The following is a 22340-nucleotide window of genomic DNA, read 5'->3' as shown; positions in this document are numbered from 1 at the left end:
GCACCAAGGAGACCCATGACCACCCCCATCTCGGGCAGCACGTCGAACTACGCGACCCAGAACACCACCGCCACGAACACCGCGGCGAACACGAAGTCCTCGGCCGCGAACCCGCTCTCCGCCCTGGACCCCCAGGCGTTCCTCAAGCTGTTGGTGGCCCAGCTCAAGTACCAGGACCCGAACAACCCCGCGGACCCCACGACGTTCATGTCGCAGACCGCGACGCTGACCCAGGTGCAGAAGCTCACCGACCTGTCCGACTCGCAGACCAGCATGCTGACCTCCACGCTGAGCGCGCAGGCGAGCGGCCTGGTCGGCAAGACGGTCACCTACAAGGCCACCGCCACCGGCACCGAGGTGCTCTCCGGCACGGTCACCGGCGCCACCTTCGGCCCCAGCCCGACCGTCCGCATCGGAAACACGGACGTCCCGCTTTCCCTTGTGACCGGCCAGAAGCCTGTGTAGTCCTTACCCGCCACCCGCCCCCACTTCCCCACCCGGCATCGTCCCCGACCTGACGAGCGCACAGTCGCCAAGGTGCCAAGAGCGTCGCGGACACCCGCCGGGCCGACCAGACCCCACCCAGCAAAACAAGCTTGCCCAACACCCCCAGAGAAGAAGGCAGATCACCTATGTTGCGTTCCCTGTTCGCGGGCATCTCCGGTCTCCGCAGCCACCAGACCATGATGGACGTCACCGGCAACAACATCGCCAACGTCAACACCAGTGGTTTCAAGAGCTCGGCGGTCGTGTTCGAGGACGCGCTCAGCCAGAGCATCCGCACCGCCGCCGCGGCGGGCGCGAACACCGCAGCACAGAACCCCGCGCAGGTCGGCCTCGGCGTGAAGACCGCGGGCACGAGCGTCAACTTCACCCAGGGCAACAGCCAGCTGACCAACCGGACCGGCGACATGCTGATCCAGGGCGAGGGCTTCTTCATCATCGACAACGCGGGCCAGCAGGCCTACACCCGCGCGGGCTCCATGGCCTCCGACTCCGCTGGCCGCCTCACCTCCGCCGACGGCGGTCTGGTGCAGGGCTGGATGGGCACCAACGGCGTGATCGACCAGACCCAGCCGACCGGCGCGCTGACCATCGACTCCACCAAGTACGCCAGCTACTCGCTGTCCCCGGACGGCACCCTGGTGGGCATCCTGGCCTCCGACGGCTCGCAGCAGAACATCGGCCGTATCGCGATCGCCAAGTTCTCCAACGTCACCGGCCTGGAGAAGGTCGGCGGCTCGCTCTACCGGGCCACCGCCAACTCCGGCGCCGCGCAGGTCAACGCGCCCGGCTCGAACGGCATGGGCGTGCTGGTCTCCGGCGCGCTGGAGATGTCCAACGTGGACCTCGCGCAGGAGCTGACCAACCTGATCATCGCCCAGCGCGGCTTCCAGGCCAACTCCAAGATCATCAGCACCTCGGACGAGCTGCTGCAGGACCTGATGAACCTCAAGCGGTGACGACGGCGGCGGGCGGTTCACCTCAACAGGATGAGCCGCCTGCCGATGTTGTGGCCACGGCGGGCCCACGGACGGGCTCGCTCGGCACCCCCAAGGACGGACGCTGTGATACTTCTGAACCGGCTCAACGGCCAGCCCTTCGCCCTCAACCCCGACCTGCTGGAGCGCGCGGAGTCCACCCCGGACACCGTCATCACCCTGGTCAACGGCGCGAAGTACGTTGTCGCGCAGTCGCTGGACGAGCTGGCCGCGCTGGTCTCCCAGCACCGCGCGGTGATCCTCGGCCAGGCCCAGGCGCACGAGGCCCCGGAGATCGGGCCCCGGTCGCTGCCCGCGGCCCACCCGCACAAGACCGAGAACGACACCGACGCAACGCTGTTGCACCTACCCGAGAGGGGGCGATGATGGATCCGGCAAGCCTGGCAGGCATGGGCCTCGCCCTGGTCGCCATCTTCGTCTCCATGATCATGGAGGGCGGCGACCCGGCCTCCATCTTCCTGCTCCCGCCGATCATCCTGGTCATCTTCGGCACCCTGGGCGCCGCCATGGCAGGCGGCATGCTCAAGGACACCATCGGCATCGTCGGGCTGATCAAGCGCGCGGCGCTGACCAAGCCCATCGACGGCGCGCAGATCATCGACGTGGTCGTGCGGCTGGCCGACCGGGCCCGCCGCGAGGGCCTGCTGGCGCTGGAGGACGAGGCCAAGAAGGTCGACGACCCGTTCCTGCGCAAGGGCCTGGAGCTGGCCATCGACGGCACCGACTCGGACGAGGTCCGGGAGATCCTCGAAGGCGAGATCGACACCAAGCGCAAGGTGGACAAGGCGGGCGCCAAGATCTTCACCGACATGGGCGGTTTCGCGCCGACCATCGGCATCATCGGCACCGTGCTCGGTCTGGTGCACGTGCTGGAGAACCTGTCCGACCCCAGCTCGCTCGGTCACCTGATCGCGGGCGCGTTCGTCGCCACCCTGTTCGGTGTGCTGACCGCGAACGTGATCTGGCTGCCGATGGCCAACCGGCTCAAGCGGATCAGCGAGCTGGAGTGCGAGCAGATGCAGCTCGCCCTGGAGGGCGTGCTGGCCATCCAGGCCGGGTCCAACCCGCGCCTGGTCGCGCGCAAGCTGCGCAGCCTGGTCCCGCCTGCCGCCGAGGGCAAGGCAGCCTGATGAGCGGCGGCGGTAGGCGAAAGCACCGCGGCGGAGGTCATGACGAGGAGCACGAGAACCACGAACGGTGGCTGCTCACCTACTCGGACATGATCACGCTGCTGATGGTGCTGTTCATCGTCATGTTCGCGATGTCCACGGTGGACGCGAAGAAGTTCGACCAGCTCAAGGAGAGTCTCGCCGGGGCGTTCGGCGGGAGCACCACGCTGGTCAGCGGCGGTGCCTCGGGCAGCCCGGACACCTCGGGCGCGAGCCCGGACAAGATCGACCTGCGGTCCGCGGCAGGCGGCGAGGGCCCGACCATCTCGACGCTGACGCAGACCGAGGCGCAGAAGGCGGTCGCCGACGCCGAGCGGGCCAAGTCCTCGGAGAACCTGAAGAAGGCCGAGGCCGAGGTCGCCAAGCTGCGCGAGATCCAGAAGCAGATGCTGGAGCTGCTGGAGAAGGCGGGCCTGACCGACAGCGTGCAGTTCACCATCGACGAGCGCGGCCTGGTGGTCACCATCATCACCAGCTCGGTCGTGTTCGGCGGCGACAGCGCGGCGCTGCTGCCGCAGGGCAAGGAGGTGCTCGACGCGATCGAGCCCTCGCTGCTGCAGCTGCCCAACCACCTGGAGGTGGGCGGGCACACCAACCAGCTGCCGGTGCCCACCAAGAACTACCCCAGCTCCTGGGAGCTGTCCACGGCCCGTGCCTCGGCCGTGGTCCGCTACCTGCTGGACAAGGGCGTGCCCGCCGGTCGGATGACCGCGGCCGGGTACGCCGACACCAAACCGCTGTACCCGCCAAGCGACCCCCTCTCGGTGACCCGCAACCGCCGGGTCGAGGTGGTCGTGCTGTCCGACCAGCCTGCCGACGTGCGGGCACTGCTGCCCGTCGCGGCGGCCGAGAAGTGATCCGGAGGGAGGAACCATGAGCAAGACCGAGAAGACCGAGAAGGACAAGAAGGACGGCGCCGAGCCGGGCAAGAAGTCGAAGAAGAAGCTCCTGCTGATCGTGGGGCTTGTGGTACTGCTCGCCGGCGGCGGCGGCGCGTACTTCTTCCTCTTCAGGGACTCGACCCCGGCCCCGCCGGAGCCGGGCAAGGTGGTGGCCCTCGACGCGATCACCGTGAACCTGACCGACGGGCACTACCTGAAGCTCAAGCTGGCGCTGCAGGCGACCATCGACGCGGCCGAGACCCCGGACGGGAGCAAGGCGCTGGACCTGGCGGTGACCCAGTTCAGCAACCAGACCGTGGCGACCTTGTCCAGCAACGACAACCGCGAGACCCAGAAGAGTGAACTCAAGGAGAAGGTGGTCAAGGCGTACGACGAGGAAGTGATGGACATCTACTTCACCGAGTTCGTCATGCAGTAACCCGATCGGCCGACCCTGGCCGTATCAAGCTCAAGAACCCGGCGGTCCGGCCGATGACAGCGGCGTGCAGACTCCGCAGTCATCGCCGGGTCGCCGTTCCGGCGGCGCGAAGACGGGTGGGCTGGTCACCGACGGCCGTCCGTTGTCCAGCTACGACTTCCTGCGCCCGGCCAAGCTGCCGCGCGAGCACCTGCGCACGCTGCAGCTGGCCTATGAGACGTTCGCGCACCGGGTCGCCATCCTGCTGACCTCGAACATGCGCGTGGTCTGCCGGGTCGCGGTGGCCACGGTGGACCAGGTGTCCACCGACGAGTACCTGGCCCGCGAGACCGAACCGGTCGTGGTGGCCCCGCTGCGGCTGGACCCGCTGCCCGGCATCGCCATGCTGGAGCTGCCCCAGGCCACCGCGCTGACCTGCATCGACCACATCCTCGGCGGGCCGGGCGGGGCGCAGACCCCGCGCCAGCTGACCGACCTGGAGATCCCGCTGATCCGCGACCTCCTCGGCGACATGCTGGCCGAGCTGAAGGTCGGGCTGGCCGAGTTCGTCCGGGTCGACCCCATCCTGGGCACCCTGGAGTACAACCCGCAGCTGGTGCAGGTCGGCGGCCCGGCCGACGTGCTGGTCACCACCGGGTTCGAGCTGACCGTCGGCGAGTCCGCCAGCTCCTTCACCCTCACCGTGCCGCTGCAGTCCGTGCTGCCCTCGCTGCAGGCGCACAGCCAGCACGCCGAGACCACCGCGGGCGAGCGCGCCGCCCAGCAGGCCGCGCGCGACCTGCTCACCGAGGGTCTGCGCGAGGTCCCGATCGAGATCGCGGTGCGCTTCGCGCCCGCCCGGCTGCGCTCGAACGAGCTGTTCGACCTGCGCCCCGGCGACCTGCTCTCGCTCGGGCACCCGGTCGAACGGCCACTGGACATCACCACCGCGAGCCGGGTGTTCGGCCACGCGGTGGCCACCAAGCACGGGGCCCGGCTGGCCTGCCAGGTCGTTTCCGCCAACAAGGAGGAGTTCCAGGCATGAGCACCCCCACCGACCCGGCGGCCGCGCTGCGGTCCGCGGCCGAGGCCGCCCTCGCCGTGCTGCCGGTCAGCGAGACGCTGGCCGTCGGCGCCGCGGGCACCGACCCCGCGGCGGCGAGCTTCCCGGGCGCGGCGGTCTGCGCGGACCTGAGCGGGCAGACCGGCGGCACGCTGGCGGTGCTGGTGAACCAGGAGCTGGTGGACGCGTTGCGCGGCAGCCCGCTCGGCGAGCTGGACCTGGGCGCGGCGGTGGCGCCCGCGCTGGAGGCGGCGGCCAAGGTGCTCGGCTCGGTCGCCGGGCCGGGCAGGCAGCTGGGCACCGACGAGGCGCTCGGCGCGCTGTCCGGCAACGGGGGCGTGCTGGTCGTGCCGCTGACCGCGAACGGGGCCACGCACGCCGCGGTGGTGCTGGCGGGCGGCAGGTCCGCCGCGGCCGCCCGGCCCGTCGCGCAGCCCAACGCCGGGCGCGGCGCCACCTCGGCGCTTGACCTGCTGCACGGGGTCGAGATGGAGGTCACCGTCGAGCTCGGCCGGACCAGGATGACCGTGCGCGAGCTGCTCTCGCTCGGCCCCGGCTCGGTGATCGAGCTGGACCGGGCCGCGGGCAGCCCGGCGGACGTGCTGGTCAACGGTCGGCTGATCGCCCGCGGCGAGATCGTGGTGATCGACGAGAACTTCGGGATCCGGATCACCGAGATCCTGGCGGGCGCCGCGGCGGACGCGATCTGATGGACGCGATCCTGCGGGTGACCATCGCGCTCGTGCTGGTGCTGGCCGCGCTGTGGCTGGCCGCCCGGCTGGCCCGCAGGCCGCTGCGCCGCCGCAGCGGCGCGCTGGACGTGCTGGCGCGCACCCAGCTCTCCCGCGGCGCGGCGGTGGCCGTGGTGAAGGTGGACGAGACCGCGCTGGTGCTCGGGGTGACCGACCAGGGCGTGACGCTGCTGCACAAGGCCGACGCGGACGTGTTCGACACGGCCGAGGAGCCCGCCCGCACGTCGCTGGTGGTCAAGTCGGAGCGGGCCAAGGGGCAGCACGAGCGCACCACGGACCCCGGCGGCCCCGGCGGCCCGGACGACGACCCGCCGGGCCCGCTGGCCGGGTCGGCGCTGTCGCCGAGCACCTGGAAGAAGGCGCTGGACGCGCTGCGCGAGCGGTCGGTCCGCCGATGAGCCGGACGCTGCCGACCAGGGAGGGCTTCCCCGGCGCGCCGCTGTCGCCGGTGTTCCTGCCGACGCAGCGGTCGGTGGCGTCGATGCTGGCCGCGCCGCGCCCGGTCGAGCTGTCCGCGCCCAAACCCGAACCGGTGTCCCCCAAGGGAATGACACGGTCGCGGAAGGTCAGTGTCATCGCCCTGCTCATCACCCTGATCGGGCTGCTCGGCGCGGTCGGGTCGGCAGGCGCGCACCCCGAGGTGACCGCCGCGACCACGCGCGTCGCCTCCGCCACCCAGCCGTTGTCCTTCACGCAACCGTTGTCCGTCACACAGCCGGTGTCCGCCGCGCAGCCGACCGGGCCGACCGGGCCCACCGAGCCCAGCGGCGGCACCAGCGTCACCGTGGGCATCCCGGGCAAGCCGAGCGAGTCCATCACCATCCTGCTGCTGCTCACGGTGCTGTCGGTGGCGCCGTCGCTGCTGCTGATGACCACCAGCTTCACCAAGATCTTCGTTGTGCTCAGCATCACACGCAATGCCCTTGGATTGACCAACGTGCCGCCGAACCAGGTGATGGCAGGCCTGGCGTTGTTCCTGAGCCTGTTCGTCATGGGCCCGGTGGTCAGCGAGGTGAACACCCAAGGTGTACAGCCCTACATCAACGGTCAGAAGTCCCAGTCGCAGGCGTTTAACGACGGCATGAAGCCGCTGCGGGAGTTCATGCTCAAGCAGACCCGCCCCGAGGAGATCGCCCTGTTCACGAAAGTGGCGGGCGACCAGAAACCGGCCAACCCGCAGGACGTGCCCACCGGCACCCTGATCCCGGCCTTCATGCTCTCCGAGCTCAGAGCCGCGATGCTCATCGGGTTCGTGCTGTTCATCCCGTTCCTGGTCATCGACATGGTCGTCTCGGCGTCGCTGATGTCGCTGGGCATGATGATGCTTCCCCCGGTGACCGTCGCGCTGCCGTTCAAACTCCTGCTCTTCGTGCTCGCCAACGGCTGGGGCCTGATCATCACCGCCCTGGTCGGCACCTACAAGTAAGGGACCCGCGTGAACGACACCACCATCATCGACCTGGGCGTGCAGGCCATGCTGATCACCGGCAAGCTGGCCGCCCCGATCCTGCTCACCGCACTGGTCGTCGGCTTCGGCATCTCGCTGTTCCAGTCGGTCACCCAGATCCAGGAGGTGACGCTGTCGTTCGTGCCCAAGGCGATCGGCGTCGCGGTCGCGCTGCTGGCCTGCGGCAGCTGGATGGTGCACGAGATCGTCAGCTTCACCGGCACGCTCTACGAGAAGATCCCGTCCCTGCTGGGAGGCTGATGCCGGGTGGACGCCCAGCTCGCGCCAGGCACGCTGGTGGCCCTGCTCCTGGGGGTCACCAGGGCGGCGGCGTGGCTGATGATCTGCCCCCCGTTCAACGGCCGGGCCATCCCGATGACCATCAAGGGCCTGCTGGCGGTCACCATGGTGCTGCCGATCGTGCCCAACCTGGCCGCGAAGGCCCCCTCCACGGACACCTGGGTGCTGGCCTTCGCCGTGCTGGAACAGGTCATCGTCGGCGCCGGGCTCGGCCTGCTGACCGCGATCATCTTCGCCGGGGTGCAGGCGGCAGGCGACCTGATCGACGTGTTCGGCGGGTTCTCCATGGCGTTCGCGTTCGACCCGATGTCCTTCGCGGGCAACAACTCGGTGATCGGCCGCTTCTACGGCCTGGCGGCCACCGCGCTGCTGTTCGCCACCGACGCCCACCAGCTGATCATCCGCGGCTTCACGCTGTCCTACGAGGCGATCCCCATCAACGGCGTGCTGAACCTGGGGGCGCTGGGCACGCTGCTGACCTCGGGCCTTGGCAGGCTGTTCCTGGCCGCGGTGCTGATCGCCGGGCCGATGATCGTGGTGCTGTTCTGCGCCGACATCGGCCTCGGCCTGCTCAACCGGATCGCACCCGCGCTGAACCCGTTTTCCATGGCCTACCCGGCCAAAATCGCTTTGACGCTGGTGATGGTCGGCATGGCGGTGACCCTGCTGCCGCAGGCCGTGCACAGCATCGCCGAGGACGCCACGAACGCCGTACTGAAAGCGATCGGTCGATGATCGGAGCGAAGCGGTTGGACGGGAGCACTCGCGTTGGCGGGTAACAAGGACGCGACAGAGAAGCCCACAGCCAAGCGGCTGAAGGAGGCGCGGTCCGAGGGACAGACCGCGCGCACCCCGGAGCTGGGTGCCTGGGCCGCCGTGCTGGTGGCCACCTGGCTGATCCCGGGGGTGCTCGGGGACCTGTTCGACAGCAGCACCGGGCTGTTGCGCCGGATCGCCCGGTTCATCGAGAAGCCCGACCCGGCCGACGCGTTCACCCTGCTGGGCGACGCGGTGAAGGCCGGGGCGATGGCGGTGGCGCCGCTGCTCGGCGCGACCCTGCTGGCCGTGCTGGCCGCGGCGGGCGCGCAGGGCGGCCTGCGCCCGGCGATGAAGCTGCTGAAGCCGAAGTTCACCCGGCTCAACCCGCTCAAGGGCCTGAAGCGGATGTTCGGGCCGCAGTCGATCTGGGAGCTGGTCAAGACCCTGCTCAAGACCACGATCCTGGGCCTGGTGCTGTACTTGGCGGTGAAGAACCTGGTGCCCACCATCATGGGCTCCGGGTCGATGCCGCTGGAGTCGCTGGTCGACACCACGCAGAGCACCGTGCTGAGCCTGATCCGGCTGGCCGCCGCGGCCGGTCTGGCGATGGCGGGAGCCGACTTCATCGTGGCCAAGCGCCGGGTCGGCAAGGAGCTGCGGATGACCAAGCAGCAGGTCAAGGACGAGCACAAGAACACCGAGGGCGACCCCCAGGTCAAGGGCCAGATCCGGGCCAGGCAGCTGGCCATGGGCCGGAACCGGATGATGGCCGACATCGCCACCGCCGACGTGGTGATGGCCAACCCGACGCACGTGGCCGTGGCGCTGCGCTACGACCCGGCCAAGGGCGCGCCCCGGGTGGTGGCCAAGGGCGCAGGCGAGATCGCGGCCAAGATCCGGGAGAAGGCCACCGAGCACCGGGTGCCGATCGTGCGGGACGTGCCGCTGGCGCGTGCCCTCTACAGCGCCTGCGAGGTCGGGCAGGAGATCCCGGTGGACCTGTTCGCACCGGTCGCGCACGTGCTGGCGTTCCTGCACCGGCTGCGCGCCAAGGGCAGCGCGGCGGGCACGCACAACATGCCGCGCGGCGCGGCGGCGATGGCCGCCTGAGACCATCGCGGTCCGGGTCCGTGGCATCGCGCCCGCCACGGACCCGGACCGCGGTGCCGATCGGTCAGGCGCTCGGCTCCGGCCTGGGCACGCGGACGCCCTCGCCCGGCCCGGGGCCGGTGAGCAGCAGACCGAGGCAGTAGCTGCCGGGGATGGCGCGGCGGGTCACGAAGCAGTGCACCGAACCGGCCGGGATGAGCAGCGCGCCCGGGGCTTCCAGGGTGTGCGTCTCGCCGTCCAGCCGGACCTCGATCTCGGCACCGCCGGGCTCGGGCGAGAGCAGCAGGTAGATCTCCGGCACCTCGTGCGTGTGCGGGGCCGCGACCGGCTTGTCCACCAGGTTGCTGATCTCCGCGCCCGCCAGCTCCACCGGCAGGCCGCCGAGCATGTCGGTGGTGAGGAAGAACGGCGTTGGCGCGTGGTGGCCCTCGATCTGCTTGAACACCGGCAGGTCGCGCTGCACGGACAGCGGCCTCGGGGTGGTCGTGCCTTCGGTCGACATCGGGCTCCTCACGCGGGCCGCAGGTGGTAGACGAAACTGTACGGGGGCAGGTCGATCATCCGGCGGTCGGCGATCAGCCAGCCCGCCTGGTCGAACGCGGCGTGCCACTCGTCGAGGGTGGGCACGAACTGGCCCATCGCGGCGTGCACCAGCTCGAAGCCCAGGGTGAACATCGGGAAGTCGGCGTCCAGGCCGGTCGAGCGGCAGGTGTCGCCGAGCACCAGCGACCGCGCGTTCGGGAACACCTCGCGCAGGCCGCGCAGGGTGCGCACGCACTGGTCCATCGGCCAGAAGTCGTGGCCCATCATGAAGCAGGTCACCAGGTCCACCGCGGCGTACTCGGGCCGGGCGGACAGCGCGAGCGCGTCGTCCAGGTGCAGGGTGACGCGGTCGCCAAGACCCTCGGCGTCGACCGCCTCACGGGCCACCGACAGCGCCCCCTTGGCGATGTCGATGCCGATCCCGCGCGCGTGCGGGCGACCGGCGAGCATGCCGAGCACCCGGTCGCCGCTGCCGCAGCCGAGGTCGGCTGCGGTGTCGAAGTCCAAGCCCGCGAGCAGGTCGTGGAACGGCGGGTCGAAGAAGTTCCGGGCGATGTCCCGGCAGGCCACGCTGATCGCGCGCGAGTCGCGGCGCAATGCGGCGTCGTCGCGGCGGTCGTTGTGCGCGAGCGCGGGCAGGTTCGCGGTGAGCAGCTCACCGCAACCGCGCACCAGCCAGTGGAAGAAACCCTTGGTGCGGAAGGCGTCGGCGAACCCGGGTCCGGGCTCGGCGTGGCCGCGGCCGTCCAGCACGACGATCCGGCGCGCGGCCAGAGCGCGCACGACCGCCAGCAGGGTGGGCGCGTGCAGGTCGTGGTCGACGGCGAACTTCTCCACGCTGACCGGGCCGTCGACGTGCAGCCGGTCGAGCAGGCCGACCTCCCACGCGGCACTGAGCGCGGCGGTGGCGAGCGCGGAGTTGAAGGTCTCGGTGACCGGGTTGTGCGCGGGCATTTCCTTGGCGGGCACGGTTTTGGCGGGACCGGTTTCGGCGGACAGGGTGTCGGGGGACGGGGCGAGCATCGGTGTGTCGATCATGTTCGGTGGCGCTCCTGTGGTCGAACGGGGTGCGGGACGTTCGGCGTTGCGCGGTCAGCGATCGGCCAGGCTGGCTCCCTCCTGCGCCGGGAGCCGCGGCCCGGTCCGTCCTGATAGGACGGTCAGGGCGGCGAGCACGCCCACCGCCGCGCACACCGGCCAGAACCCGGTGCCCAGCACGGAGTAGAGGGCGATCCCCAGACCGGGCGACGCGACCATGGCCACCGACCAGGCGCCCTCCAACGCGGACAGGTAGCGGGCACGCATCGCGGCGGGCGCCACCTCGACGACGTAGGAGGTGCTGCGGGGCATGAACACCACCTCGCCCGCGGTGGACACGGCGACCGCGAGCAGCAGCGGGCCGAACCCGGTGGCCACGGTGTCCAGGCCGAACCCGAGCCCGGTCAGCGCGAACCCGACGGCGAGCGCGGTACCGGACCGCCAGGGCGCGGTGGCGGCGGCGAGCGGGACGCTGAGCAGCACGACGAGGAGCCCGTTGGCCCCGACGAGCAGCCCGAACTCCTGGGATGTGCGGCCGATGTCGCGGGTGAACAGGGCGAAGGTGGACTGGTACTGGATCAGCAGGAACATGGCGAGGAACGAGCCGACGAGGAAGAGCAGGAACCGCCGGTCGCGGACGATGAGCGGGAAGGCGTTGCCGTGGTGCTGTCCGGCGGCCGCCGCAGGTTTGTCCGAGGGGACGCCGAAGAGGACCAGGGCGGCGTAACCGAGGCAGCAGAACGCGGCGATGACGAAGACCGTCGGAGAGTCACCACCGCCGAGCAAGCCCGCCACCATGGGGCCGACCGCGAATCCCACGTTCGTGAAAAGCCGATACCCGACGTAAGCGCCGACCCGGCGCTCGGGTTCGACCAGATCGGCCACCAACGCGTTCGCGGCAGGCCGGTACATCTCCGCCGTGAGCCCGGTGAGCAGGGCGAGCGCGACAGCGGTCGAGTAGTCGCGCACGCCGCCCAGGGCGAGGAACCCGATCGCGGCCGGTATCGCCGATCCGGCGATCACCCATTGGCGTGGCCACCGGTCGGCGAGGTAGCCACCGAGCAGGCTCGCCCCGACCCCGCCGACCCCGTACGCGGTGAGCACCACCCCGGCGCCCAGGCCGACGGCGTGCATGCGCAGGGCGAGGAACACGACGGCGGAGTTCCCGAACCGGTTCACCAGCGACGCGAGGTACAGCGTCCACACCGGACGCGGCAGCCCGCTGAGCGAGCCTCCGTCCACCCCCGGCTACCGGGCGACCAGCGGACCGGGGACCAGCGGATACTCCCCCACCGACCAGTCGAAGGCCGCCTCGGCGTGCAGCTTCGTGGTCGGCAGCAGGGGAATGGACACCCGGTCGGCGACCAGGTCCGCGCGCACCAGCAGCTCGATCTCGGTACACCCCAGCACGACACCCTGCGCGCCCCGCCGCGCCAACCGCTCGATGATCTCGACATAGGCGGCGCGGGAGCCCTCCAGGAACCGACCGCGGACGAGCTCGTCGAAGATGACCCGGTCGATCAGCACCCGGTCGTCGTAATCGGGCGTGAGCACCTCGAAGCCCTGTTCGACCAATCGGCCGGTGTAGAAATCCTCTTCCATCGTGTACCGGGTCCCGATCAACCCGACCCGCGCGATCCCCAGCTCCCGCGCCGCCCGCGCGGTGACGTCCACGATGTCGAGCAGCGGGATACCCACCCCCTCGGCCATCTGCCGAACCCAGAAGTGGCTGGTATTACTGCAAATGACCAGAAGCTCGGCCCCGGCCCGCTCCAACCCGCGCGCCCCGGCCAGCATGATCTCCCCGATCTCGGCCCGCCGCCCGGCCCGCACCAGCTTCTCGATCTCCCCGAAGTCGAGCGACTGTAAGAGACAGCGACCGGAATGACATCCCCCGAGTCTTCGCCGCCCGGCCTCGTTGAAAACCCGGTAGTACTCAAGCGAGGATTCCCAGCTCAAACCACCGAGCAAGCCGACGATCCGCACAGCGCGATCTCCTGTTTCCCTATTGGTCGCCCGAGACTCACCGAATCACGGGTGTCGAGGTGCGCCCAGAGACAAGCACTGCCACTCGACCCCAGGCAAGCCACGACGACCGGCTTCACCCACCCGGCCCATAACAGCACGGCCACCCCGGTGAATTACCATTTCCCAGTATCACGTCCGGTATCGGAATCACCGTGACGCATCTCCCAACCGGTCGAACTATCCCACATACCGAACACGCAAGTTGCCCATCGCAACCACAGTTCTCACTCGGCACACCCACCGGAAACACTCCGGCTCCCACCCCGAAATCCAGAAAACAAAAGCGGCCCCGACCGCCCAGCCGCACCCACTCCGCTTTACCACTGCCGCACCGCCGAAAGACAGACCCCGCCCCACCAGGGGGCGGGCCTACTAGAGGGAAGCTACGCGATCATGAATGCTGTCAATATCCCCCAACAGTGAACTGTGGACAAACCACGCACCCTGTGGATAGACCGCAACGAGCACTCAGCCGCGGTCATCCGGCCGATCCGTGCGCACCGCCCCCGCCTGGATGAGCTCCGCCACCGCAGCCTGGCTGCGATTGCCGCTGTAGCGCTGGAACGCGGCGCGCGGGATGGCCAGCAGCAGCCCCGCGACCGGCACGGCGATCAGGAAGTGGATCAGCGCGTCGGTGGGGTCGAGCCGGTTCGCCACGAAGGCCGCGTACAGCGACGGGATGCTCATCAGCAGGGCGAGGGCGAGGGTGGAGAAACGGAACACGGGCAGTCCTCCGTGGATCGGGCGGGTCAGGAGCCGCGGCGGGCGGGGGTCGGCGGGACGCCGTCGATGGTCAGGATGGGGAGGCCTAGTTCGCGGACGGAGTCGGGGTCGGTGCTGGCGGTGGTGCCGTAGACGGCCAGTGCGTCGACACCGCCGAGGTCGGCAAGGTGCCTGCGCAGGTCAGCGGTTTTGCGCGTGGCGTCCACCACCGCCACCACGTGGTTGGCGCCGAGCGCCTTGGCGACCGCGCCCGCCCAGCGGCCGCCGTCAGGGTCCTCGACCGCGGCGTCGATGGCCACGACCGAGGGCACCGGGCTGCGGCGCAGGTCGCGCGCCAGGTCGGCGGCGTGCTCGGGGCCCAGGATGCGGCCGCGGCCGATCTGGTCCGGGCCCGCCACCTGCACGGCCCCGGCGCCGAGGCGCATCCTGGCGCAGATCCACTCGGCCGCCGTGGTCGCCTGCTGCACCGACCCGGCCACCACGATGACCTTGCCCGGCATGGCGACCAGCAGGTCCTTCGGGATCGGCGTGTCCCACCGACGCCGCGGCCGCGGCGTCGGGTCGTTCACCAGTCGCGGCTCGTCCGCGGTCGGCCAAGCGGGGCCCATGTCGACATCAACGGACTCGTCCTCCTCCAGCAGCGCGTGCCGCGCCGGGCTCGACGGCAGCCGGGGCGCGACGAGCAGGTCGTCGTAGTCCACCCGTTCGTGCTCCTCGGGCGCGTCGACCGGACGCGCGGTGAACATACGCGGCCCACCCTGCCCCGACGGCCGCCGCACGGACGGGAACTCAGCAGGCTCGACTTCCTCACCGGGCGGGACGACAGCCGAACGCTCCCACTGCTCGTCCCCCCACAGCTCATCGACACTGGGCAGACCGGGATGCGCGGCCCCCATACCCGCGAACCGCTGATCCACAGCAGGCTCGGCCCCAGCCCACGCCCCCGCCGCTCCCGGCCCACCGGCGAACCCGGCCCCGGCTGCGTAGTCGACGGCCGAACCACCACGGCCGGTCACACCGGACCCGCCCGCGTCGTACCCGCCGGAGGAACCGACATAGTCACCCGCATCCCCGGCCATACCCGACTCATGGCCTGCGGAACCGCGCTCGTACCCGACATCGGCCGACCCCACACCGCCGCCGAGGCCCCGGTCCGCCGCCCCCGGCCCACCGGCGAACTCCGGCCCGCCCCGAGCAGCCGAGCCGTTCTCGTAGCCGACCTCCGTGTAGCCCATTCCGCCCCCGAATCCGTTTCCAGCCCCGGCAAACTCCGAGCCACCCCGACCGGCGGCACCACTCGCATAGCCGACATCGGCGGAACCCACGCCACCGTCGGGTCCCCGCCCGGCACCGGCGAACCCGGCACCGAGACCAGCACCGAAGCCCCGCCCGGTCCCAGTCCCCCCGGCGAACTCCTGACCACCCCGACCGGCCGCACCGGTCTCGAAGCCGACCCCGGCAGCACCCGCACCATTGGTGAAACCGCGCCCAGCCCCGCCTGCCCCAGGCCTGCTAGCGAACTCCTGCCCCCGACCCGCCGAACCGTTCGCAAAGCCCACATCTTCGGAACCCGCGCCATTGAAACCACGCCCAGGGCCGGAACCACGACCGGCACCGCCGACCTCAGGTCCCCCACTGAACTCGTCGCGTCCGGCCGAGGCACCCGCGTAGCCGACGTCGCGACCGGCGGCCTGCTCCTCGGCGACCTCGTCGATCGGCCGGAACGCGTCCGCCATGGTCCGGCCGGTCACCGGCGCGGCCCCGCTGCCGAAGCCTGCCCCCGAGCCTGCTCCAGCGGTGCCGGTTTCCTGGTGGGGACCGGCTGGTTCGGGGCGGGTGCGCAGGCTGGCGGCACCGGCCCGCGCGCGCAAGGCAGCGGCGCGGGCGGCGTCGGGATCCGGCGCATCGATCTCGGGTTCGGCGGGGCGCATGCTCGCCGCACCGGCACGCGCGCGCAAAGCGGCGGCGCGGACGGCATCGGGGTCCTCGGGTTCCGCGACCTCGGGCGCGGCAGCCGCGCGCGCACGCAGCGCGGCCGCGCGGATGGCGTCCGGGTCCGGCGACTCGGCGTGCAGGTCCACTTCGGACTCATACGGCAGGGTCGGCGCCGCGGCCGCCGGGTTCAGCCCCGCCGAGCCTGCCCGGGCGCGCAGCGCGGCGACCGGGTCGCTCTCCGAGCCGCCGAAGCGCGGGACGACCGGGCCGATCTCGTCGGGTGCGACCTCGGTGGGCTTGGCGATGCCCGCCGCCGCCCGCGCGGCCGCACCGGCCGCAGTGGCCGCGACCTCCGCGCCGTTGGCCGCGTCTCCCCCGGCAGCGGCGAAGAACGACGCGAACGGGTCACGGGACCTGGGTTCCTCGATGGGCTCGTCCCCGCCGCGCGGCTCCGGGACGCGGTCGGTCACGTCCGCGCCGTCCTTCTTGTCGGCCAGCTGCAACAGGTCGGACACCGAGAGGACCTGGGCGGAGGGCACCGCCGGGTCCCCCGGCTCCGGGACCTCTATCCCGATCTCGAACCACTGCTTGGAGAAGAACCCCGCCACGCCGCCCTTGCGCAGGCGGTCGGCGGAGACGATGCGGGCGTCCGAGCCGTGTTCGGTGCGAACACGGTCCAGGAGCGCTTCCAGATCAGGTCCCTCAAGCAGCAATCGAGTAGCCACTGTTCACCACTCCGACGGTCTCGATCCGGTGGGTGCCACCGGACAGCTCGGAATACGACAGCACGGCCAGCCGCGGCACGGCGGCGTGCACCAGGCGGTAGAGGGGGGTGCGCAGGCGGGGCGCACAGGCGAGCACCGCGGCGTAGCCCTGCGCCTCGGCGCGACCGGCCAGGCCTGCGACCTCGCCGACCAGGGCCTCCAGCACGTGCGGGTCGATGGCCAGCCGGTCGCCCGCGTCGGTGACCCGCACGCTCTCCAGCAGCGCCTGCTCGACCCGCGGGTCCATGGTGATCACCGACAGCACGCCGTCGATGGCCAGCCGGGCGGCGATGGCCGGGCCGAGCGCGGCGCGGGCCGCCTCGACCAGCCGGTCGATGTCGGCGCCCGCCTTGGCGGCCGGGGACAGCGCCTCGTAGATGCCGACCAGGTCGCGGATCGGCACGCCCTCATCGAGCAGCCGGTGCAGCACGCGCTGGATCTCGCCGAGGCTCATCAGGGCCGGGGTCAGCTCCTCGACCACCACCGGGTGGGTGCGGCGGACCACGTCGGTCAGCTGGCGCACGTTCTCCCGGCCCAGCAGTCGGCCCGCGTGCGTGCGGGCGACCTCGGCGAGGTGGGTGACCAGCACCGACGCGCGGTCGACCACGGTGGCGCCGAGCGCCTCGGCCTGGTGGCGCAGCTCGGCGGGCACCCACTTGCCCTCCAGGCCGAACACCGGCTCGGTGCCCGCGCGGCCGGGCAGTGAGTCCAGGCCGTCGCCGATGGCCAGCACGGTGCCGGGCGGGGCGAAGCCGCGGGCGACGTCCGCGCCGTTGATCCGGATGACGTAGGAGGACAGCGGCAGGTCCAGGTCGTCGCGGGTGCGCACGGGCGGCATCACCACGCCCAGCTCCAGCGCGATCTTGCGGCGCAGTGCCCGGACCCGGTCCAGCAGGTCGCCGCCCGCGGCGTCCACCAGATCCACCAGGTCGGTGGCCAGGGCCAGCTCCAGCGGGTCGACGCGCATCTCGGCGATCAGGGTCTCGGTGGCGTCCGGCGCGGGCGCCTGCTCGGACTCGGCGGCGATCTCCTCGGGCACCTCGGCCTTGGGCTTGCGGCTGGACACGATCAGCAGGCCGCCGCCGACGAGCAGGAACGGGATCATCGGCATGGCGGGCATCAGCGACAGCGCGAGCAGGGCGGCGCCGCCGATCTTCATCGCCTTGCGGTTGGCGGTGAACTGGCTGGTCACCATGCTGCCCATGTCCTGCTCGCCCGCCGCGCGGGTGACGATGAGGCCGGTGGCGACGGACAGCAGCAGGGCGGGGATCTGGGAGACCAGGCCGTCGCCGACGGTCAGCAGCGAGTACGAGTTCATCGCCTCGCTCGCGGACATGCCCTTCTGGATGAGGCCGACCGAGAAGCCGCCGATGAGGTTGATCAGGGTGATGACCACCGCGGCGATCGCGTCGCCCTTGACGAACTTGGACGCACCGTCCATGGCGCCGTAGAAGTCGGCCTCCGCGGTGACCTCGGCGCGCCGCTTGCGCGCCTCCGGCTCGTCGATCAGGCCCGCGTTCAGGTCGGCGTCGATCGCCATCTGCTTGCCGGGCATGGCGTCCAGGGTGAAGCGGGCGCCGACCTCGGCGACCCGGCCCGCGCCGTTGGTGATGACCGCGAACTGGATGACGATGAGGATGAAGAAGACGACGAGGCCGACGACCAGCGAGCCGCCGACGACCGCATGGCCGAAGGCGCCGATGACCGCCCCGGCGTCGCCGTCGAGGAGCACGAGTCGGGTCGCGCTGATGTTCAGCGCGAGCCGGAAGAGCGTGGCGAGCAGCAGCACCGAGGGGAAGACGGAGAACTCCAGCGGCTTGCGCACCTGCATGCTGATCAGCACGATCAGCAGCGCCAGACCGATGTTCATCACGATGAACATGTCCAGCATGAAGGTCGGCATCGGCACGACCATCAGTACGATGATCATGATGACGCCCGCGGGTACCGCGAACTGGCTCAGTCGCCTCGAACTCATCGTCCATCCCGGATAGTCCGGTGGCCGGCCGATCCCTGGCCTCGCGCTGCCTTCCTGGCGTCTCGCTCCCTCCTTGTCGGCAGGCAATCAGGATTGCTGAGGACTTGACCCCGCACTACTGCCCGGAACCGAAAAAGACCCGATCGTGGAGCCCTCATCCCCTGATCCGGGGATGAGGCCCACGCTCAGTTGGGCAGTGGCCCGACCCCCTGGGTCGGGCCACTACAACGCGGCCACGATCGACATCGTGCCCTTGCCGTACCCCGCGATCTCGACCGTCAGGTCCAGCCTGCTGCCCAGCGCGGCCAGGTGCGACCGGACGTCGCCGGGCACGTCGGCCACCGGGGTGTGCAGCTTGTGGAACCGCACGTGCGGTCCACCCTCCTGGTGGAACAGTCCGGAAAGGATGTTGCACACCTCGCCGAGGTTGTCCTTGAGCAGTGGGCTCAGCTCGCCGTCCTCCACGCAGGCGGCCGCACCGCCCGGCGGCACCAGACCGACCGAGGCGGCGGCGTTGGCCGCCAGCGGCAGGTCGAAGCCGATGACCCCGTGCAGCGTCATCCCGGTGCCTCGGACATAGACCGCCACGGCCGGGGCGTCCGCCGAGGGCGGATCGGTGATGTTGACCGTGACGTCACGGCCGAGCAGGTCGGACAGGACGTCGCGGACTTGTTTCGGAACCGGCAGCGTCTCCGTCATGACCTCACCCCAGGATGTCGCCGAGCCGCTCGCGGAAGGTCTCCGCGGTGAACGGCTTGCTGATAAGGAAAAGTGCGCCGCCCTCTTCTGCCTTCGTGCGCATCTCGTCGGAGCACTCCGAGGTGACGAACGCGAAGGGGACGGTGTTGCCGCTGGCGCGCAGAGCGTGCAGCAGCTCGATGCCGCTCATGTTCGGCATGTTCCAGTCGGACAGTACAAGGTCCGGATTCTCCTCCGCCACAGAGGTCTGGGCGGCGGCTCCGTCCGGGGCCTCGACGATGTCGTGGTCCTCGAACCCGGCCTGACGCAGGGTACGGATCACGATCTGGCGCATGACCCTGCTGTCGTCGGCCACCAGGATCTTCATGCGGACACCTCCTGGTGGTTCGACCCGCTGAGCAGGGTGAGGACGTAGGGTTCGCCGCGCCAGCTCACGACGGTCCGGGAGACCTCGACGGTCCCGGGCCAGCGCTCGTGCTCGGTGGCGGAGACGCGGGGCAGCGACAGTTGGGAAGGGGACGGCAGCACGCTCTTGACGTTACCGCCGAGGACGTTGGCAAGCTCGCCGAGCGCGTCGCCGATGTCGTCCTGGCTGACCTCGTCGACCTCCATCGCGAACAGCACGGACGCGACGTCGCGGGACGCCTTGTGCGAGCACGACACGATCAGGTGACCTTCGTAGGCACCGACCATCGCGACCGAGGCCGCCAGGTCCATGTGCGCGCCCTTGTCCTCGGCGGCGAACACGGCCTCGTCCTCGCCGCTGTTCAGGAACGCCGACCAGACCTGCTCGGCGATCATGTCGAGGTCGACCTCAACAGTGGTAGCAACATCGTTCGTCATCAGAGGACCCCCACCGGGACCAGGCCGAGTAGGGCCAGCTTGTCAATGATTCCGTCACGGGTGAACGGCTTGATAACGTACTCGTGCGCACCGGCGGCGAGCGCCCGCACGATCTGTCCGTGCTCGCTTTCGGTGGTCACCATCATCAGTGTCATCTGGCGCAGTTCGGAGAGCTTGCGCGCCTCCACCACGAACTCCAGTCCCGTCATCACGGGCATGTTCCAGTCGACCAGCGCCAGGTCGGGCACGCGACCATCGCTCTGGAGCAAGTCCAGCGCCTCCCGGCCGTTGCCCGCCTCCAGAACCTCGAACCCGAGGTCGGCCAACAGGCCGCGGAGAATCTTGCGCATGGCCCGGGAATCGTCGATCACAATCCCTAGCACTGCGTCACCTCTTTCACCAGTTGGCGTTCACGGGCAGGCGCCCGATAGATGGCGGTCCGGCCCACCGGCACCCGCTCGAACACGGAGTCGATGCCCACAGTGGACTCTGCCGCGCCGAGCAGGAGCCAACCACCGGGGTTGAGCACCTGACGGATGCGGTCGAGCACCGCGCGCTTGGTCTCCGGCTCGAAGTAGATGAGCACGTTGCGCAGGAACACCACGTCGAACTTCTGCATCGGCGGCAGCGTCGCGCAGAGGTTGACCCGCTGGAACGACAGGTTCTGCCGGATCCGCGGGATCACCTCCCACTCCGCTCCAGCGCGCTGGAAGTAGGTCACCAGGTCGGTCGCCGGGAGTCCCCGGTTGATCTCCAACTGGTTGAACCTGCCCGCGCGCGAACGCCGCAGCATCTCCTCGGACAGGTCGCTACCCATGATCTGGTAGCTGCGCCCGATCGGGAGGGCCTTCTCCAGGGTGATGGCGATGCTGTACGGCTCCTGGCCGCTGGAGCACGCCGCCGACCAGATCCGCACCGGACCGGTCGAGTTGGACAGTACGTCGGGCAGGATCACATCCTGCAGCGCGGCGTACGGCTCCCGGTCCCGGAACCAGGATGTCTCGTTGATGGTCAGGGCCTCGACCACCTGCGTGCGCAGGGAGGCCGAGCCCGTCCGAAGCGCGTTGGCCAACGCGCCCACCGTGGGGTGCCCGGTGTTCTTGGCCACTGGCTTGAGCTTGGACTCGACCAGGTATTCCTTGCCGGGGCGCAGCACCATGCCGGCCTCCCGGTAGACCAGGTCGGCCACGAACGCGAACAGCGCCGGGGTCATTTCCACCGCGCCACCTCCCTTCCAGTTGCGGTCGCCTTCGCTTGCAGGCGGGCGACGATGTTCTCCGCGATCTGTCCGAGCGGCAGTACCGCGTCGGCCAAGCCCGCGCTGACGACAGCCCCGGGCATCCCCCAGACCACGGAACTTGCCTGGTCCTGGGCGAGCACCCCGGCCCCGAGGGCGGCGAGGCCCTGGGTGCCGAGCTTTCCGTCCTGGCCCATGCCGGTGAGCATGACGACCAGGGATCCCGCGCCGTAGACGCGCGCCGCGGAGCGGAACAACACGTCCACCGCCGGTCTGCAGTGGTTCTCCATGGGGCCGTCGTGCAACCGGATCCGGGCACCGCCCGGGGCCTTGACGACCTCCATGTGCCGCCCGCCCGGTGCGATGTAGACACTGCCGGGCCGCAGCGGATCGCCCTCCGTCGCCTCGACCACGCGCAGGGCGCTCTCCTGGTCGATGCGGCGGGCGAGCATGGTGGTGAACACAGGGGGCATGTGCTGCGCCACCAGGATCGGTACCGGCAGGGTCGCCGGCAACTTGGTCAGCACCGTGCGCAGGGCCTCCGGACCGCCCGTGGACGATCCGATGAACACGGCCTGCACCGGTGGCCTCGGCCCCGCTGCCTTCTTCGCCGCGTCCGGGGGACGCGGCGGCGGCGGGGCGTAGACCGGTTTGCCGCACAGCGCGTGGATGCGCGGCAGCAGCTGCTCGCGCACCTCGTTGACGGCCTTGTTGACGCTGCCCGCGTTGGCGGGCTTGGTGACGTAGTCCGTGGCCCCCGCGGCGAGCGCGGCGACCGTGGCCTCGGCACCGTCACTGGTCAACGTGGAGAACATGATGACCGGCAACTTGGGGTTGGTCTTGCGGATCTCGCGGACCGTCTCGACGCCGTTGAGCACGGGCATCTCCACGTCCAGCGTGACCACGTCGGGTTTGAGCTGGGCTATCTTCGCCAGCGCGATCTTGCCGTCCGGGGCCGTGCCGATGACGCGGACCTTCGGATCGGCGGAGAGCACGTCCGTGACGAGCCGGCGGATCACCACCGAGTCGTCCACCACCAGCACCGTGATCACAGTGGGCCCTCCGAGATCGCGGCGGAGGCACCTGACCTCCGCGACAACTGCTGCATCGGCCGGGTCCACGCGGTCCTGAGCGCTCGTCAGGGGGAGTTC

At 70.5% G+C, this 22340-nt stretch carries 26 protein-coding genes; 13 read left to right on the top strand and 13 right to left on the bottom strand.

The window, feature by feature from the left end:
• Window positions 1–15 precede the first annotated feature (15 nt).
• The 13 genes from C503_RS0128340 to C503_RS0128280 all read left to right on the top strand — a co-directional run bounded on the left by C503_RS0128340 (window position 16) and on the right by C503_RS0128280 (window position 9401).
• A complete protein-coding gene (locus C503_RS0128340) occupies window positions 16–465 on the top strand; it encodes a flagellar hook assembly protein FlgD (RefSeq protein WP_018685601.1) in 450 nt (149 codons plus the stop codon).
• Window positions 466–632: 167 nt separating this feature from the next.
• Window positions 633–1463, top strand: coding sequence for a flagellar hook-basal body complex protein (locus C503_RS0128335; RefSeq protein WP_018685600.1), 831 nt, complete (start codon window positions 633–635; stop codon window positions 1461–1463).
• 105 nt (window positions 1464–1568) lie between these two features.
• Window positions 1569–1868, top strand: a complete 300-nt coding sequence (locus C503_RS0128330) for a flagellar FlbD family protein (RefSeq protein ID WP_018685599.1) — start codon at window positions 1569–1571, stop codon at window positions 1866–1868.
• Window positions 1868–2632 (top strand): flagellar motor protein, encoded by a 765-nt coding sequence (locus C503_RS0128325; RefSeq protein WP_026316780.1) that lies wholly within the window; start codon window positions 1868–1870, stop codon window positions 2630–2632. The genes C503_RS0128330 and C503_RS0128325 overlap by 1 nt, the downstream gene beginning before the upstream one ends.
• A complete protein-coding gene (locus C503_RS0128320) occupies window positions 2632–3528 on the top strand; it encodes a flagellar motor protein MotB (protein ID WP_018685597.1) in 897 nt (298 codons plus the stop codon). Before C503_RS0128325 ends, C503_RS0128320 begins: the two co-directional genes overlap by 1 nt.
• 16 nt (window positions 3529–3544) lie before the next feature.
• Entirely contained in the window at window positions 3545–3991 is a 447-nt protein-coding gene (locus tag C503_RS0128315; RefSeq protein WP_018685596.1) for a flagellar basal body-associated FliL family protein, read from the top strand.
• A gap of 64 nt (window positions 3992–4055) precedes the next feature.
• Window positions 4056–5015: a flagellar motor switch protein FliM gene (locus C503_RS41205; RefSeq protein ID WP_018685595.1), complete on the top strand. Its 960-nt coding sequence runs from the start codon at window positions 4056–4058 to the stop codon at window positions 5013–5015.
• On the top strand, window positions 5012–5743 hold the full coding sequence (gene fliN / locus C503_RS0128305; RefSeq protein WP_018685594.1) for a flagellar motor switch protein FliN: 732 nt from the start codon (window positions 5012–5014) through the stop codon (window positions 5741–5743). The genes C503_RS41205 and fliN overlap by 4 nt, the downstream gene beginning before the upstream one ends.
• Entirely contained in the window at window positions 5743–6183 is a 441-nt protein-coding gene (gene fliO, locus C503_RS0128300; protein WP_018685593.1) for a flagellar biosynthetic protein FliO, read from the top strand. Before fliN ends, fliO begins: the two co-directional genes overlap by 1 nt.
• Window positions 6180–7211, top strand: a complete 1032-nt coding sequence (gene fliP / locus C503_RS0128295; RefSeq protein WP_018685592.1) for a flagellar type III secretion system pore protein FliP — start codon at window positions 6180–6182, stop codon at window positions 7209–7211. The genes fliO and fliP overlap by 4 nt, the downstream gene beginning before the upstream one ends.
• A 9-nt stretch (window positions 7212–7220) precedes the next feature.
• Window positions 7221–7493, top strand: coding sequence for a flagellar biosynthesis protein FliQ (gene fliQ, locus C503_RS0128290; RefSeq protein ID WP_018685591.1), 273 nt, complete (start codon window positions 7221–7223; stop codon window positions 7491–7493).
• A gap of 6 nt (window positions 7494–7499) precedes the next feature.
• Window positions 7500–8267, top strand: a complete 768-nt coding sequence (locus C503_RS0128285; protein WP_018685590.1) for a flagellar biosynthetic protein FliR — start codon at window positions 7500–7502, stop codon at window positions 8265–8267.
• Between the two features lie 33 nt (window positions 8268–8300).
• On the top strand, window positions 8301–9401 hold the full coding sequence (locus C503_RS0128280) for an EscU/YscU/HrcU family type III secretion system export apparatus switch protein (protein ID WP_018685589.1): 1101 nt from the start codon (window positions 8301–8303) through the stop codon (window positions 9399–9401).
• Between the two features lie 64 nt (window positions 9402–9465).
• On the opposite strand, the gene C503_RS0128275 is transcribed toward C503_RS0128280, so the two are convergent.
• From C503_RS0128275 to C503_RS0128215, 13 genes are all read right to left on the bottom strand, one after another.
• On the bottom strand, window positions 9466–9903 hold the full coding sequence (locus C503_RS0128275; protein WP_018685588.1) for a cupin domain-containing protein: 438 nt from the start codon (window positions 9901–9903) through the stop codon (window positions 9466–9468).
• An 8-nt stretch (window positions 9904–9911) separates the two neighbouring features.
• Window positions 9912–10982, bottom strand: coding sequence for a class I SAM-dependent methyltransferase (locus tag C503_RS0128270; protein ID WP_018685587.1), 1071 nt, complete (start codon window positions 10980–10982; stop codon window positions 9912–9914).
• Between the two features lie 54 nt (window positions 10983–11036).
• A complete protein-coding gene (locus C503_RS0128265; RefSeq protein WP_018685586.1) occupies window positions 11037–12224 on the bottom strand; it encodes an MFS transporter in 1188 nt (395 codons plus the stop codon).
• A gap of 6 nt (window positions 12225–12230) precedes the next feature.
• Complete coding sequence (locus C503_RS41200; protein ID WP_018685585.1) at window positions 12231–12968, bottom strand: aspartate/glutamate racemase family protein; 738 nt, start codon at window positions 12966–12968, stop codon at window positions 12231–12233.
• A gap of 510 nt (window positions 12969–13478) precedes the next feature.
• Window positions 13479–13733 (bottom strand): hypothetical protein, encoded by a 255-nt coding sequence (locus C503_RS41195; RefSeq protein ID WP_018685584.1) that lies wholly within the window; start codon window positions 13731–13733, stop codon window positions 13479–13481.
• 26 nt (window positions 13734–13759) lie between these two features.
• The gene (locus tag C503_RS0128250; RefSeq protein WP_156893580.1) at window positions 13760–16393 is read right to left on the bottom strand and encodes a hypothetical protein; all 2634 of its coding nucleotides are present in this window, start codon (window positions 16391–16393) and stop codon (window positions 13760–13762) included.
• Complete coding sequence (locus tag C503_RS0128245; protein WP_018685583.1) at window positions 16371–18410, bottom strand: flagellar biosynthesis protein FlhA; 2040 nt, start codon at window positions 18408–18410, stop codon at window positions 16371–16373. Before C503_RS0128245 ends, C503_RS0128250 begins: the two co-directional genes overlap by 23 nt.
• Before the next feature lie 222 nt (window positions 18411–18632).
• Complete coding sequence (locus tag C503_RS0128240; protein WP_018685582.1) at window positions 18633–19109, bottom strand: hypothetical protein; 477 nt, start codon at window positions 19107–19109, stop codon at window positions 18633–18635.
• A 4-nt stretch (window positions 19110–19113) separates the two neighbouring features.
• Complete coding sequence (locus C503_RS0128235; RefSeq protein ID WP_018685581.1) at window positions 19114–19476, bottom strand: response regulator; 363 nt, start codon at window positions 19474–19476, stop codon at window positions 19114–19116.
• Complete coding sequence (locus tag C503_RS0128230; RefSeq protein WP_026316775.1) at window positions 19473–19952, bottom strand: chemotaxis protein CheX; 480 nt, start codon at window positions 19950–19952, stop codon at window positions 19473–19475. The genes C503_RS0128235 and C503_RS0128230 overlap by 4 nt, the downstream gene beginning before the upstream one ends.
• On the bottom strand, window positions 19952–20335 hold the full coding sequence (locus tag C503_RS0128225; protein ID WP_033401148.1) for a response regulator: 384 nt from the start codon (window positions 20333–20335) through the stop codon (window positions 19952–19954). The genes C503_RS0128230 and C503_RS0128225 overlap by 1 nt, the downstream gene beginning before the upstream one ends.
• Window positions 20329–21165 carry a CheR family methyltransferase gene (locus C503_RS41190; protein WP_018685578.1) on the bottom strand — a complete coding sequence of 279 codons (837 nt, stop codon included), beginning with the start codon at window positions 21163–21165 and terminating at the stop codon, window positions 20329–20331. Before C503_RS41190 ends, C503_RS0128225 begins: the two co-directional genes overlap by 7 nt.
• On the bottom strand, window positions 21162–22241 hold the full coding sequence (locus C503_RS0128215; RefSeq protein WP_018685577.1) for a protein-glutamate methylesterase/protein-glutamine glutaminase: 1080 nt from the start codon (window positions 22239–22241) through the stop codon (window positions 21162–21164). The genes C503_RS41190 and C503_RS0128215 overlap by 4 nt, the downstream gene beginning before the upstream one ends.
• Window positions 22242–22340: the final 99 nt, after the last annotated feature.

Source organism: Actinokineospora enzanensis DSM 44649, assembly GCF_000374445.1.
In the GTDB taxonomy this organism is placed as follows: Bacteria; Actinomycetota; Actinomycetes; order Mycobacteriales; family Pseudonocardiaceae; genus Actinokineospora; species Actinokineospora enzanensis.
Note: the sequence above shows the minus strand (reverse complement) of the source record. Positions and strands in the feature narration are given on the sequence as shown.

Bases quoted from the DNA above. Each gene is read 5' to 3' on its own strand.
- C503_RS0128340 (WP_018685601.1), top strand. From the start codon at position 16: ATGACCACCCCCATCTCGGGCAGCACGTCGAACTACGCGACCCAGAAC.
- C503_RS0128335 (WP_018685600.1), top strand. From the start codon at position 633: ATGTTGCGTTCCCTGTTCGCGGGCATCTCCGGTCTCCGCAGCCACCAG.
- C503_RS0128325 (WP_026316780.1), top strand. From the start codon at position 1,868: ATGGATCCGGCAAGCCTGGCAGGCATGGGCCTCGCCCTGGTCGCCATC.
- C503_RS0128320 (WP_018685597.1), top strand. From the start codon at position 2,632: ATGAGCGGCGGCGGTAGGCGAAAGCACCGCGGCGGAGGTCATGACGAG.
- C503_RS0128315 (WP_018685596.1), top strand. From the start codon at position 3,545: ATGAGCAAGACCGAGAAGACCGAGAAGGACAAGAAGGACGGCGCCGAG.
- fliN (WP_018685594.1), top strand. From the start codon at position 5,012: ATGAGCACCCCCACCGACCCGGCGGCCGCGCTGCGGTCCGCGGCCGAG.
- fliO (WP_018685593.1), top strand. From the start codon at position 5,743: ATGGACGCGATCCTGCGGGTGACCATCGCGCTCGTGCTGGTGCTGGCC.
- fliP (WP_018685592.1), top strand. From the start codon at position 6,180: ATGAGCCGGACGCTGCCGACCAGGGAGGGCTTCCCCGGCGCGCCGCTG.
- C503_RS0128275 (WP_018685588.1), bottom strand. From the start codon at position 9,903: ATGTCGACCGAAGGCACGACCACCCCGAGGCCGCTGTCCGTGCAGCGC.
- C503_RS0128270 (WP_018685587.1), bottom strand. From the start codon at position 10,982: ATGATCGACACACCGATGCTCGCCCCGTCCCCCGACACCCTGTCCGCC.
- C503_RS0128245 (WP_018685583.1), bottom strand. From the start codon at position 18,410: ATGAGTTCGAGGCGACTGAGCCAGTTCGCGGTACCCGCGGGCGTCATC.
- C503_RS0128240 (WP_018685582.1), bottom strand. From the start codon at position 19,109: ATGACGGAGACGCTGCCGGTTCCGAAACAAGTCCGCGACGTCCTGTCC.
- C503_RS0128235 (WP_018685581.1), bottom strand. From the start codon at position 19,476: ATGAAGATCCTGGTGGCCGACGACAGCAGGGTCATGCGCCAGATCGTG.
- C503_RS0128230 (WP_026316775.1), bottom strand. From the start codon at position 19,952: ATGACGAACGATGTTGCTACCACTGTTGAGGTCGACCTCGACATGATC.
- C503_RS41190 (WP_018685578.1), bottom strand. From the start codon at position 21,165: ATGACCCCGGCGCTGTTCGCGTTCGTGGCCGACCTGGTCTACCGGGAG.